The organism is Streptomyces cadmiisoli (genome assembly GCF_003261055.1).
GTDB classification, from domain to species: domain Bacteria; phylum Actinomycetota; class Actinomycetes; order Streptomycetales; family Streptomycetaceae; genus Streptomyces; species Streptomyces cadmiisoli.
The window spans coordinates 8,230,597-8,245,019 of record NZ_CP030073.1; the positions used below are offsets into that span (position 1 = coordinate 8,230,597).

At 72.3% G+C, this 14,423-nt stretch carries 6 protein-coding genes; 4 read left to right on the plus strand and 2 right to left on the minus strand.

The window, feature by feature from the left end; all coding sequences use genetic code 11:
- Positions 1-94: 94 nt before the first annotated feature.
- Positions 95-3,088, minus strand: a complete 2,994-nt coding sequence (locus DN051_RS36210; protein WP_342781502.1) for a glycosyl hydrolase — start codon at positions 3,086-3,088, stop codon at positions 95-97.
- A 224-nt stretch (positions 3,089-3,312) separates the two neighbouring features.
- Between DN051_RS36210 and DN051_RS36215 the strand changes: the two genes are divergently transcribed.
- The 3 genes from DN051_RS36215 to DN051_RS36225 are packed head-to-tail and all read left to right on the plus strand — an operon-like array spanning position 3,313 to position 12,540.
- Complete coding sequence (locus DN051_RS36215) at positions 3,313-5,883, plus strand: glycoside hydrolase family 127 protein (RefSeq protein ID WP_112440911.1); 2,571 nt, start codon at positions 3,313-3,315, stop codon at positions 5,881-5,883.
- Positions 5,884-5,923: 40 nt separating this feature from the next.
- Complete coding sequence (locus tag DN051_RS36220; protein ID WP_246040711.1) at positions 5,924-9,292, plus strand: glycosylhydrolase-like jelly roll fold domain-containing protein; 3,369 nt, start codon at positions 5,924-5,926, stop codon at positions 9,290-9,292.
- 20 nt (positions 9,293-9,312) lie between these two features.
- Positions 9,313-12,540 carry a family 78 glycoside hydrolase catalytic domain gene (locus tag DN051_RS36225; RefSeq protein ID WP_246040712.1) on the plus strand — a complete coding sequence of 1,076 codons (3,228 nt, stop codon included), beginning with the start codon at positions 9,313-9,315 and terminating at the stop codon, positions 12,538-12,540.
- 78 nt (positions 12,541-12,618) lie between these two features.
- On the opposite strand, the gene DN051_RS45260 is transcribed toward DN051_RS36225, so the two are convergent.
- The gene (locus DN051_RS45260) at positions 12,619-13,155 is read right to left on the minus strand and encodes a cupin domain-containing protein (RefSeq protein ID WP_162625042.1); all 537 of its coding nucleotides are present in this window, start codon (positions 13,153-13,155) and stop codon (positions 12,619-12,621) included.
- 306 nt (positions 13,156-13,461) lie between these two features.
- Between DN051_RS45260 and DN051_RS36235 the strand changes: the two genes are divergently transcribed.
- Positions 13,462-14,298, plus strand: a complete 837-nt coding sequence (locus DN051_RS36235; RefSeq protein ID WP_246040713.1) for a class I SAM-dependent methyltransferase — start codon at positions 13,462-13,464, stop codon at positions 14,296-14,298.
- Positions 14,299-14,423 lie beyond the last annotated feature (125 nt).

Here is a 14,423-nt window from a genome sequence, read left to right on the forward strand (position 1 = left end):
TGGGCAGCTCTCCGACCGGACCGGGCACGGAACACATGGGGCGCCCTCGAGACAGGGGGCGCCCCACGGTCGTCGACCGACCTACCGGGTCAGGTCAGGTCAGCGGCGCGCGGCCGTACGGCACCAGGCGAACGGGGCCCACCAGCCCGTAGTTCTGGCGTTTCGCCCCGCCGAAGACCGGCGCGTTGGCGACCCGCAGGCGGTTCAGCAGCGTTGTCGCCACCTCCACCTCCACGGTGTTGGCGCCCCGCCGCAGGTACGGGCCCACGTCGACCCGCGGCGTCAACTGGTCCGCCGGAGGCAGCCGGTGCCCGTTCACGGTGACACGGAAGGTGTCGAAGACCTCACCCAGGTCGAGGTAGGCCCCGTACCCGCCCGTCCACGGTGTGTCCAGGTGCACGGTGGTGCGGTAGCGGCCGATGCCCGACACGTCCTCCAGGCCCGGGATCGCGGGCCAGGCGGCCGGGGCGTCGAGGGTGAATTCGCGGCGCGGCTTGAGGGTCTGGGAGGGGCGGGCGCCCGGTTGCCAGTCCTCGACCGTCAGGGACCAGCGCGTCAGCGGGATCGGCTCGGGCAACCCGCCCAGGACGGTCTCGACGGTCCGGCCGTCGTGGAGCGTCGTACGGTACGTGCCCGGACGGACGTCGCGGATCTCCGGGCGGCCGCCCGCTCCGCGGAGCACCTCCGCCGCCTCGCTGGTCCGGGCCGACACGTACGGGCGGTCGGCCCAAGCGCCCGGACGTACCAGGGCGACGATCGCGGTCGCGCCCGGCTCCAGGGTGACGCGCAGGCGGATCCGTCCGTCGTCCGTACGGGAGTACAGCGGCAGCGGCTCCACCGCGCCGGTCCAGGCGTCGAGGCGGTAGGGCACCGTGTCCCGCCAGCGCGTCGTGAGGGTGACGTCGTGGTTGAGCCGGGTGGTGGCCGAGTTCTTGGTCACCGAGTCGACGGCGAAGAAGAAGTAGTCGGCCTCCCGGTCGGCGCGGTGGGCGTGGACCAGCCATGAGCGCTGGGCGTACTCCACGTCGCGGCGCAGGCCCAGTGCGGCGATGGCCTCCGGCACGTAGGGCCGGTCGGGCACCACGCGGACCTTCGGCAGGGCCAGCAGTTCGGTGAACAGGGCACGCAGCCGTTCGTTGTCGCCGGGACCGGCGAGGCCCGGGACGCGGGCGTCGGACCAGTCGCCGATGACGATGAGCGGCAGACCGGCCCTGGCCCAGCCGACGAGCTTCTCGGCGACGTCGATCTGCATCGTGCGGTCCTTGCCGCTCAGGACGTCGCCCTCGATGACGAGCGCTTTGAACCCGGGGCCCTCCGGGGCGAGCCGTCCGTCCCGCACCTTCGCGGACGGCAGATCGAGCAGCCGCGGGCTGAGGAAGAGGTGCGTCCAGCCCACGGGCACGCCGTCGGCGGTGAACCAGGGCGCCCCGAGGCCCGTGCCGGCGGGGCCCTTCTGCCGCAGGATGCCGATGTCGGCCTTGTTGACCCCGGTCTGGAGGATCAGCTGGGTACGGCTCAAGTACCCGGCGATGTCGCGCACATGGCCCCAGGTCGGCTGCCGGGGCCCCCATGCCTCGCCGTACCCGCCGCTGCCGTTGTACGGCGAGAAGGCGGCGAAGCCCGGCCAGGCCGCGCCGGGCGCCTCGGCGTAGGCGAAGCCGTGGAAGACGGCCTGGTTGACCCCGGCCGCGTACTGGACGACCAGCTTGCGCAGCGTGGCGTCCCATGTCGTGCCGTAGGCGCCGCCGGCCGTCGCGCCCGCTTCGTTGGACAGGATGTCCTTGCCGCCCATGTCCCGGCCGCCGGCCAGGCAGCGGAAGTCGTCGGCGTTCTTGAAGCCCAGCGACTCGCCCTCGGAGATGTCGAGCACGGCGGCGGCCCACATGGAGTCGGTGCCCGGGCCGTACGGCTGGACGCGCAGCCGCAGGCCGAGCCGGTGGGCCCACTCCTGGAACGGCTTCAGGTGGTATTCGACGTACAGCTCGGAGAGCACCTCGATGACATCGCGGCGTACGGCCTTGTCGAGGTCCTGCCCGAAGGCGTGCACGGGGTCCTCGTCGCGCTCGACGACGGTGGCGAGGTAGGGCAGCAGGGAGTAGCCCATGCGCTTCTCGAACTCGGCCGGAAGCGCGGGAGTCCACATCGTCTCGTCGGTTTCGAGCTCGATGGAGTCCTCGAAGAGGGCGCCGCCCGTCTCGCGCAGCAGCTTGCGGGTGCTCGGCGGGAGGAGGTGCCGCTCCCAGAACTCGATGGCGGCGCGGGTGCCTTCGGTGCTGAAGTGGTCGATGACGTAGCTGAGCGGGTCGGTGTGGTGCGGGCCCTCGGGCCGCTGGCCGGAGCCGCGCTCCCAGTAGGCGATGACGAGCCAGGGGGCGCCGTCGTCGGGGGCCGTCCAGCGGAGCTCTCCGTCGGTCACGGCGTGGGTGATGTCGGTGACCGTGGTTCGGTCGAGCAGGACGGGCCGGGCGGCGGCATCGGTGATCCGGATCGCCTGTACCAGCAGCAGTTGCTGCTTCGTGACGCCTTCGGCGGGCGGCGTGCCGGGCGCCGGGGGCGCGCCGGTCCAGCTCTGGCCGGCGGTCAGCGTGACGGTCCCGTGCGCCAGTTCCTTCACGGCGGCCGGGCTGTCGGGCGTGACCGAGGGCACGGAGTTGGGCCAGGCGGGTCCCAGGGTCAGGTCTACGGTGATGTCCCGCTTTTTTGCCTGCCGCAGGGCCGCCTCGACGGCCCTGACCCAGGCGGGTGTTCCCCAGCCGTGCGGGACGGGGTCGATGGTCTCGCCGCCGCGCATGCTGTGGGTGACGGCGGCGATCTCGACTCCGCCGAAGCCGGCGGCCGCGATCTGGTCGATCTCTCGGGCGACCTCATCGGTGTCCACGAGTGCGTCGGGCCACCACCAGCGGAATTTCGGGCGTACGGCGGCGCCGGGAGCGGCGAACACGCGGGGCACGAAGCCATGTAGGTCAGGCGAGGGGCCGTGTCCGGTGGACGGTGCCGCGGCCGCGTCCGCGGCCGTGCCCCAGGGCAGGGCCATCGCGGCTCCGGCCGCGGCTCCCATCTTCAGCAGCGCTCTTCGCCGCAGGCTCACGCCGGCCCCCTTGCTGTGCACGTCTTTGCGCACTCATGGTTTGAACGATTCAACAAGTCCGGCGGAAACATACGTGCTTGGTTGGGTCGCGGCAAGGGGTCGGGTGGCCGCTCGCAAATTTTCCCTTCAAGCACGCCCCTTGACCGAGTTCACGGTGTGGCCCCAGAGTGACCGTCAGCTCTCCGAAACGTTTCAATCGCGTGGGTCAAAGGAGCTCTTTCTCAATGCCCTCACATCCGCTGACGCGGCGTCACTTCATCGCGAGCACAGGTGCCGTCACCACGGCTGCCGCCCTCGGAGCCGCCGGCACGGCCACCGCCGCCGGTGCCGCGCCGGGGCTCGTCGCACCCGCCGCCGCGGGGCATGTCGCGCACCGCCCGGCGCTCTCCCCGTTCCCCCTGAGCGCGGTGACGCTTCTCGACGGCCCGTTCCGCGCCAACATGCGCCGAACCTGTGCCTACCTGCTCGCCGTCGACCCCGACCGGCTGCTGCACACCTTCCGCACCAACGTCGGCCTGCCCTCCACGGCCGAGCCGTGCGGCGGCTGGGAGGCCCCGACGGTGCTGCTGCGCGGCCACACCACCGGGCACCTGCTCTCCGGTCTGGCCCTCGCCCACGCCAACACCGGCGACGAGGCCTACGCCGCCAAGGCCCGCGGAATCATCGCCGCGCTCGCCGAGTGCCAGGCGGCCTCACCGGGCGCCGGATTCTCCCCCGGCTACCTCTCGGCCTTCCCCGAGCAGGTCTTCGACCAGTTGGAGGCCGGGGGCAAGCCCTGGGCGCCGTACTACACGCTCCACAAGATCATGGCGGGGCTGCTCGACTGCCATCAACTCGTCGGCAGCGCACAGGCGCTGGACGTGCTGCGTGCCATGGCCGACTGGGCCGAGCGGCGCACCGCGGCGCTGCCCCACGCCACGATGCAATCGGTGCTGAAGGTCGAGTTCGGCGGCATGAACGACGTCCTGACGCGGCTCCACCAGGTCACCGGTGACCCCGTTCCCCTGCGCACCGCGCGCCGCTTCGACCACGAGGAGGTGTTCGGGCCGCTCGCGGAGGGCCGCGACGAGCTCGCAGGCCGCCACGCCAACACCGAGATCCCGAAGATCGTCGGCGCGGTGCACGAGTACGAGTCGACCGGCGACCAGCGCTACCTGCGGCTCGCGGAGTACTTCTGGCACACGGTCGTGAACGACCACTCGTACGCCATCGGCGGCAACTCCAACCAGGAGTTCTTCGGCCCGCCCGGCGAGATCGTCAGCAGGCTCTCCGAGGACACCTGCGAGAACTGCAACAGCTACAACATGCTCAAACTGGGCCGGCAGCTCTTTCTGCACGACCCGGACACGGCCGCCTACATGGACCACTACGAGTGGACCCTGCTCAACCAGATGCTCGGCGAGCAGGACCCCGACTCCGCCCACGGCTACGTCACCTACTACACCGGGCTGTGGGCCGGTTCGCAGCGACAGCCCAAGAGCGGGCTCGGCGCCGCCCCCGGCAGCTACAGCAGCGACTACGACAACTTCTCCTGCGACCACGGCACCGCGCTGGAGACCCAGACGAAGTTCGCCGACACCGTCTACGCGCACACACGGGACGCCCTGTACGTCAACCTCTTCATCCCGTCCGAGGTCCACTGGGACGCACACGGCGTGACGCTCCGGCAGGAGACCCGCTACCCGGACGCCGAGACCGTCCGTCTCACCGTCGTCCGGGGCGGTGGCCGCTTCGCACTGAAGGTGCGCATCCCCGGCTGGCTCGCCGGACGGGCGACCCTGCGGGTCAACGGCCGCGCGACGGACGCCGGCGCCCGGCCCGGCCGTTACGCGACCCTCGAACGGCACTGGCGCGCCGGGGACACCGTGGAGCTCGCCCTGCCGATGGAGCTGGTCCGCCGTCCCGCGCCCGACAACCCGCACGTCCAGGCGGTCACGTACGGCCCGTTGGTGCTCGCCGGAGCCTTCGGGGAGGTCAAGTCGCCGACGATCCCCGCCCTCGACCCGGCGTCGGTCCGCAGGGTGCGGTCGGACACGCCCGAGTTCACGGCCGTCGCCGAGGGAGCGGCGGTACCGCTGCTGCCCTTCCACCGGGTCCACCACCAGCGCTACAACGTCTACTTCGCCGTACCCCCGCGTCGGCGTCCGGCCCGCGAGGTCGCCCGCTTCACCTTCGACCGCGGGGACGGCACCGACACCACCGGGACGTTCCCGGCCGCCGCCCTGGCCGGTGGCGCCCGGTGGGCCCCGCACGACGCCGGGCGCGACGGCGTCCAGCTCGACGGCGTGGACGGCCATGTCGTCCTGCCGCCCGGACTGATCAAGGGACTGGCCGAGCTGACGGTCAGCGCCTGGGTCCGGGTGGACACCCTGGTCAACTCGGCCCGCGTGTTCGATCTCGGCTTCCACAAGGGCACGTACCTCTTCCTCGCCGCACGCACCGGCTCCGGCCGTGCCCGCGCCGCCCTGAAGATCGCCGGGATGGAGGGCGAGGACGTCATCGACGCCCAGGGGCCCCTGGCCCAGGGCCGCTGGACGCACGTCGCCGTGACGCTCGCGGCGGGCGCGCGCGGCCGTACGGGCGGCGGCAGCGGAGTGCTCTACATCGACGGAGCCGAGGCCGGCCGCAACGACGCGCTGGTGATGAGCCCGCTGCTGCTCGGCGCCACATCCCGCAACTACCTGGGGCGCTCCCAGAACACGATCCACCCCTTCCTGCACGGCGCGATCGACGACTTCCGCGTCGTCAACCGCGCCCTGTCCCCGACGGAGATCGGCGCCCTCGCCCGCGTCTGAGTCCCGTCCCCCTTCCCAGCCGCTGAGGAGCGAGCGCTCGATGTCCACACCCATGCCCGAATTCGACCTGAGCAGACGCACCTTCGTCGTCGCCGCCGGTGCCGCCGCCGCCGCGGTCGGCGGCACCTTCCCGGCAGCCGCCCACTCCGGCCCCGGGTCCGCCCCCGGGCCGGCCGGGTTCAGCCGTGCCGCCTTCGCCGCCCCGCCCCGCGACAGCCGCCCCACCGTCTACTGGTACTGGAACGGCCCCGTCACCCACGAGCTGGTCGACCGGCAGATGGCGGACCTGCGTGACAAGGGGATGTACGAGGTCATCCTCTTCCCCTACGACAACGACGAGATGAAACCGGTCTTCTTCTCCGAGGAGTGGTTCGACGTCGTCGGCCACGTGCTGGAGGAGGCCGAACGCACCGGCATGCGGGTGTGGATCTTCAACGACAACCACTTCCCCAGCGGACGTGCCGCCTACCTCGTCGCCGAGGGCGGCACCGTCGGCTCCCGTGCCTACCGCCCGCGCCCCGAACTGCGCCTGAAGGGACTGTGGCGGTCCACGACCGTCGTCGAGGGGCCGGCCCGCGTCGATCTGCGCGAGACGACGGGCGTCGGCGTGACCGCGGGCCGGCTCGTCGCGGACGCGGCCGTCCTCGCCGGGGCCGCCGTCGTACGCGGGGGAGAGGACTGGACGGACTACGACGTCACCGGCAACGCCAAGACCGAGACCGGCTCCGTCGGGCTCGTCGTCCGGGCCTCCGCCACCGGCGCCGACGGCTACGCGGTGGAGTTCGACCAGACCGGCGTCGTCACCGTCTTCCGTCTGACGGGCGGCAGTGCACAGGAACTGGCCAGGAGCAGCCGCACGGACGGCTTCAACCGCACCAAGTTCCACACCTTCGCCGTCCGGGTGCGCGGGACGACGATCTCCGTCACCCTCGACGGCCGCGACAAGGGCACCGTCACCGACGAGACCCACCCGCGCGGCGGTGTCGGCGTCCGTGCCGTCGACGGTCAGCGCGCCCTCTGGGAGGACCTGACCGTCACGGCCGCCGACGGCGGCCGGCTGCACGCCTCGGACTTCCAGGACCCGGCATCGGCCGGCGAGTTCCACACCCGGCAGGTTCCCGCTGCCGCGGCCGCGCCGGTCGCCGCCGCCGCCCGCCCCGTCGGCGTGGCCGACGCCGAGGCGCTGACCGAACTCAGCGCCGACCTGGCGGCCGGGCGTGCCTGGCAGGTGCCGGCGGGCCGCTGGCAGATCGACCTCTTCGGCGGCGCGACGCTCGTCGACGATTCCCAGGGCTACACCCGCGCCTATCTCGACCTGCTCGACGACGAACCGGCGGAGCTGCTGCTCGACATGGTGCCGGGCGAGTACCACCGCCGCTTCGGCCGCTACTTCGGCAACGTCGTGCCCGGCTTCTGGGACGACGAACCGTTCATCGCCTCCGCCGGCCCGCACCCGTTCAAGCGGCTGCCCTGGTCGCCGACGCTCGCCGCCGCCCTGCGGGAGACCGGCGCCGAGCCGGGCACGGCGTACGCGAGCGCCTTCGACGACCTCGGCGCGGCGGGGCAGATCCTGCGCGGCAGGTACTGGCGGGCCGTGTCCAACCGGTTCGCCAAGTACTTCGAGAAGCAGGCCCACTGGTACGCCGACCGCCGCGTTCGGCTCATCACCAACCCGCTCTACGACGAGGCGGGGCCCGCCAAGCGCATCCTGTCCACCGGCGACCTGCACAAGGTCAACCAGTGGGCGCAGGTGCCCGGCGGTGACGTCATCACCGCGGAGTACGTGGCGGGGCAACCCACCATGGACCCCCGCAACCCGGCGTCGGTGGCACACCAGACCGGGCGCGAGCGAGTGGTCATCGAGGCGTTCGGCAACATGGGCTGGCAGGTGGCCCCGGAGTTCGTGCACGCCCTCCTCGGCGCGTTCGCGGCGCGCGGCTGCAACCTCACCGTGCTGCACGCGCTGTGGACCAACGAGGCGAGGGTGTTCTTCCCGCCGCCCTTCGGCCCCCGCGCACCCTGGTGGTGGGCGATGCGCCCGGTCGCCGACTGGATCGGCCGTGTCATGGAGGTGGCGCGCGGCGCCTCCGCCGCCCGCAGCGCCCTGCTCCAGCCGCAGCGCGCGGCCGAGCAACTGGCGGGCACCGCACAGCAGGACGAGCTCGACGACGCGTTCGCCACGGCGGCCTACGCCCTGGAGTCCGCGCAGGTCGACTTCGACCTCGTGCACGAGGGCGCGCTCGCCGACGACCCCGACCTGCTGCTCCATGCCCGGGTCCAGGGCGGCCGGCTGGCCGTCGGCCGCGGCCGCTACGACCTGGTCGTCGTGCCCGAGACGCCCGTGCTGGAGGCGGCGGCCGTCCGTGCGCTGGCCCGCTTCGCCCGCGACGGCGGCACCGTGATCGCCGTCGGCGCCCTGCCGGAGCGGGAGGCGGACGGCCACGACCGTGAACTGCGCCGCGCCCTCGACGACCTGTTCGGACACCGCCGTGCAGTCCGCGTCGCCGCGGCCGGAGAACTGGCCCCGCTCACCGGGGAGTTCGCGGCAGCCGTGCTCGAACCGGCCGCGCCCGCCGTACGGGTCCTGCGGACCACCCGCGGCAAGGACATCGCGTTCCTGTTCAACAACGAGAGCGCCGCCCCCGTCGACACCTGGGCCACGCTTCCGGCGCGCGGAGTACCGGAGTGGTGGTCCCCGGCGGACGGCTCGACGCGTCCCGCGCCCGTTCATCGCGCCGCCGCGCGGCCCGGCGACGGCGTACGCGTGCCGCTGCGGCTCGGCCCGTACGAGACGATCGCCGTCGTCTTCCGCGACGGCGACGGCGAGACCCGGCCCCACCTCACGGAAGCCGGAACACTGCCGGTCACCTCCGTCACCGCGCGCCGCGGGGCACTGCGCGTCGAGGCGGTCGCCACGGCACCCGGCACCCACGCCCTCACCGGCACCGACAGCCGCCGCACCTATCGCGGCACCGCGCGCGTCACCGACCCGCTGGAGCCGATCGCGCTCGACGGGGACTGGACGCTCACCCTCCACCAGGACGGTGCCCAGCCCGTCGTCCGGCCGCTCGGCAGCTGGAGCGACATCGCCCGGCTGTTCTCCGGCAGCGCCACCTACACCAAGGACGTCACCCTCGACGCTGCGGTCCTCGCGGGCCGCCGCATCCAGCTCGACCTCGGGACCGTCCGCGAGGTCGCCGAGGTCACCGTCAACGGCACCGCCCTGCCGCCCGCCCTGTGGACCCCGTACGTCGTCGACGTGACCGACGCACTGCGCCCCGGCACCAATCACCTCGCCGTCCGCGTGTCCAACACCCTCTCCAACGAGCGCAACAAGCCGCTCCCGTCCGGGCTGCTCGGCCCCGTGTTCCTGCGCCCCCGCCGCCCCGTCACCGTCGACCTGCACTGACCCGTATGGAGACCACCGGCATGAGTCCACTCGCCAGACCCGCGCTCGTCCTCGCCACCGGGCTGACAGCGCTCGTCACCGTCGTGCCCTCCGCGCTGCCGGCGTCCGCGTCCGCGTCCGGAGCCGGCGCCACCGCGTCCGCCACCGCGCTGCGCACCCAGCACCTGCGCTCGGCGCTCGGCATCGACGACACCACCCCCGACCTGACCTGGCAGCTCACCGCGCGCGGCCGGGGCGTCGTCCAGAGCGCCTACCGCATCCAGGCCGCCAGCAGCCGCGAGAAGCTGAAGCAGGGACGGCCCGATCTCTGGGACTCCGGCAAGGTCCGCTCGGACCAACCGCGCGCCGTCTACGCCGGCAAGGCGCTGGGCTCCCGCGACCGCGTCCACTGGCGCGTCCAGCTGTGGTCGGGCGCCCGGACCTCGCAGTGGAGCGACATCTCCGTCTTCGAGACGGGCCTGACCCGCCCCGTGGACTGGTCCGCCCAGTGGATCACCCACGATGCGTGGCGGCTGAGCGAGCACGCGGTGGAGCCCGTCGTCGTCACCCTGCCGAGGACGACCGCCCGCTACATCCGGCTCGACGTCACCAAGCTGGGGCTGCCGCTGGAGGACCAGTGGCGTCTCCAGCTCGGCGAGATCGAGGTCCGCGACTCGACGGCGCCCGACGTGAACCACGCGAAGGGCGCCGCCGTCACCGCGTCCGTGAGCGACACCGTACGCAAGATCTGGGAGCCCGCCCTCGCCGTCGACGGACTGACCAACAGCGCCCTCGACCGGGCCGCCGGCTACGCGAGCCCCGCGCACACCGGCCCCGAGTCGCCCGTCACGCTCACCCTGGACCTGAAGTCGGCCAAGTCCTTCGACCAGGTGCTGCTGTTCCCGCGGGCCGACGTGCTGACCGCCGACGGCCGCGTGCCGCACTTCCCCGTCGACTACACCGTCTCGACCGCCGAGGCCGCCGACGGCCCCTGGAGCGGGGCTGCGGAGGTCACCGGTCAGCGGGCACCCGAGCCCTACCTGCCGGCCGGACTCCCGCTGTTCACCAAGGACTTCACCCTCCCCGAGGGCGCCCGCAGCGCCCGCCTCTACCTCGCGGGCCTGGGCATCCACGACGCCCGCATCAACGGTGAGCCGGTCGGCGACGCGGTCCTGGAACCCGCCAACACCGACTTCGACGACCGGGTCCAGTACGCCACGTACGACGTCACACAGCGGCTGCGGCGCGGCGCCAACTCGCTCGCCGTCGAACTCGGCAACGGCGCCTCCAACGTCGTCAGCACCGCCGACCGCTACCGCAAGTGGTACGGCAACTTCAGTGACCCGAAGCTCGTCGCCCAGCTGGAGGTCACCCTGGACGACGGCAGTGTGCGCCGCATCTCCAGCGGTACGGACTGGCGCACCACGCTCGGCCCGACGACGTCCTCCAACTGGTACGGCGGCGAGGACTACGACGCGCGGCGGGAGATCCCCGGCTGGGACGAGCCGGGCCGCGACCACTCGTCCTGGGCGTCGGCCGTCGCCCTCGGGCGCCCCGGCGGCGCCGAGGAGCCGGCCACGCTCAGCGCCCGGGAGACCGAGCCGGTCCGGGTGATGGAGACCCTGAAGGGCACCGAGGTGCCGGGCGCCGACGGCAGCCGCGTCTTCGACCTCGGACGCAACATCGCGGGCTGGCCGGAGATCACCGTCACCGCGCCCGCGGGCACCGCGGTGCGCATCTACCCGGCAGAGAGTCTGAAGGACGGACACGCCTTCCAGTCGATCAGCAACGTCGGCGCGCCCCTGTGGGACACCTACACCACCAAGGGCGGGGGCCGCGCCGAGACCTGGCACCCCCGCTTCAGCTACCACGGCTTCCGCTACCTGGAGCTGAAGGGCCTGCCCGCCGGGGCGACGGTCTCCGTACGCGGCAAGGTGCTGCACACCGACAACACCAGCGCCGGGACCTTCACCAGCTCCAACGAGCTGATCAACGGCATCCACGGGCTGATCCGGCGCGCCGTCCAGGGCAACATGATGAGCATCCTCACCGACTGCCCCAGTCGCGAGAAGCTCGGCTGGCTGGAGCAGAACCAGCTCGTCTTCCCGACCCTCGCCGCCAACTACGACATGCGCTCCTACCTGAGGAAGATCGTGCGCGACATGGCCGACGCGCAGACCTCCGAGGGCCTGATCCCGAGCACCGTCCCCGACTACGTCGAACTTGCGGGCGGCTACCGCAACGACGCCAACTGGGGCGGGGCGTTCGTCCTCGTGCCCTGGCAGCTCTACACCACCTACGGCGACGAGGAGACGCTGCGCACCTACTACCCGCGGATGAAGCAGTACGTGACCTTCCTGGAGCAGAAGGTCGCGGGCGGCATCCTCGACTACGGCCTCGGCGACTGGATCACCCCCGACCGCACCTTCCCGCGCGCGGTGGCGGGCACGTACGGCTACTGGCGCGTCGTCGACGGCCTCAGCCGTATCGCGCGCGTGCTCGGTGAGGACGACGACGCCGCGCTGTACCGGGAGAAGGCGGACACGAGCGCCAAGGCGCTGTCGGACAAGTACTACAACCCGGCCACCGGCGCCTTCGGCGGCGGCGGCCACGGCGCGGAGGCCCTCGCCCTCGACATGGGCGCCGTGCCCGAGGGTGAACGAGCCCGGCTGCTGGACCATTTCACCCAGTCGGTCGTCGCGGCGGACCATCATCTGATCCTCGGCGAGATATCGCTGCCCGCCGCGATCCGGGTGCTGTCCGAGGCGGGCCGTGACGACATCGTGTACGGGATCGCGACCCGCACGACCAGTCCCAGCTACGGCTACCAGGTCCTCGCCGGCAACACCACGCTGGGCGAGACCTGGGACGGCGGTCCCGGCCAGTCGCAGAACCACTTCATGCTCGGCGCGATCGACGCCTGGTTCACCGGCCGCCTCGCCGGGATCCAGCAGCGGCCGGGCTCCGTCGGCTACCGTGAACTGCTCATCGACCCCGCGGTGGTGGGTGACCTGACGTCGGCGGGGGGCTCGTACACGACCCCGTACGGAACCGTGCGCACGAAGTGGTCGCGTGAGGGTTCGACCTTCCGACTGGAGGCCGTCGTCCCCGCCGGGACCACGGCGGAGATACATGTGCCGGCCGGCTCCGGCAAGGTCCGCGCCGACGGCGGTGCGCGTCTGCTGCGCACGGAGGACGGCACGGCCGTGTACGAAGTCGGGTCCGGTACCTGGACGTTCGTCTCGACGGCGGTGCCGAACGGGAGCTGAACCCGTCGGCGCGGTCCGCACGCGCCGGCACCGGGCCTCGTCCGCCGCTCACGGGCGGCGGACGAGGCCCGGTGAGTCCTATTCGGCCCAGTCGTGCCCGCCGGGCAGCAGCGACATGTTCATTCCGGCGAGCGCCTTCTGGAGCGCGGTGTCGTTCCTCAGCCGGTTCGCCCATTCCTGCGGGTCGTAGGTGTCCTCGCGCATGCCGTGGTCCACGAAGAACTGCTCCGGTCCGGCGGGGGTGTAGAAGACCATCATCTTCGAGGGCACGTCGAGGATGTTCTTGAAGCCGTGACGCGTGCCGTGGGGGATGTACACGAAGTCGCCCGGCCCGGCTTCGAAGGTCTGGTCGCCGTTGATGAACCGGAACCGACCCGAGAGGATGAGGAAGGCCTCGTCCTCCTGCCGGTGCGTGTGCGGCACGTTGCCGAACCGCGGCGCGACGGTGCCCTCCATGACACCGAGCCGGCCGTTGCTCTGAGCCCCCGTCACCCTGACCGCGAAACGCTCCTCACCGGTCAGGCGGACGATCCCCTCCTCGTTGCGTACGACGAAGCCGTCGGCGGAGGTCCAGACCGGGTCGTCCTTGTCCGGTACGGCGAAATTGAACGTCATGATGCGAAGCTCCATTTCTTGACAGCGCAACGAGTGAGCCCTCGCGCGGCTCCCGTCCGGGCGACGTCCGGCGACGCGGCGAACGGCAATCCGAGCGCGAAGCGTGCACGAGGTGCCCGACAGCCGACGGGCCGTCAGGCGGAATGAGTTGAGCATGCGACGATCTCCCCAACAGATGATCGACTTTTGATGCGAATTTCGCGACCTGGCACCTCGCAGGGCTGCGCGCTCACGGTGTGCCGGTGCCGCCCATGCCGCCGAAAGCCACAAGGTGCCCGGTCCGTGGCACGCCATGACAATGGGTGCGTGACACGTGAATCCGGCTCGCGGGGCCCTTCGGCCCCGGAGGGCCACGGGCGCTACGGCGAGCGGGTGTTCCGCCCGCAGGACGAGGGCGAGCCCGAGCGGATCGACCTCGGCGCCCTCACCTACGACGCCACGACGCTGGCCCGGTTGCGGCAGCTGGGTGTCGGCCAAGGCTGGCGTTGCCTGGACGTGGGGGCCGGGACCGGGACGGTGGCCCGGTCGCTGCTGCGCGAGGCGGGCGTCACCGAGGTTGTCGCGGTGGACCGGGACGTCCGGTACCTCACGTCCCGGCCGGTCGCGGGGCTGACGCCGCTCGCGGCGGATGTCACGTCGGACGACTTCGCGCCGGGCCGCTTCGACCTGGTCCATGCCAGGTTCGTGCTGATGCATCTGCCGTCCCCCGCTCGGACGGTCGAGCGACTCGCGGGGCTGTTGGCGCCGGGTGGTGTGCTGGTGCTGAGTGACGCGGTGGACCTGACGACCGACGGGGCTCCGCGGACGCCGTTCACCCTTGCCATGCGGGCGATGTGGCAAGGGCTGCGGGAGACGATCGGCACGGATGTCTCGTGGGTGCCGCGTTGTCCGGATCTCATGCGGGCCGTCGGACTGGAGTCGGTCGCAGCCGAAGTGCACGTACCGCCGCTGGTGCCGGGCAGTCCCATCACCCGTTTCTGGGCCCGGACTTGGGACAGGGCGCGGGCGTCGATGGTGGCGACGGGCCTGGTGGACGACGCGGCGATCGACGAGGCCGAGCGCTGGCTGGAGTCCTCGGCCTTCCCCGGACTGTCGCCCGGCATGCTGACCGCGTGGGGCTGGAACCCGGCACGCTCGGGATGAAGCGGCAGGGCCGGGGCGCCCGCCCCCGCATCGGTGGGCCGAGGGACGTCGACCGCCGTACCGGGCCGCCCCCTCGGTGACGGGCCCCGCCGATCCGGGCGGAACGAGCGGGACCTCACCCACCT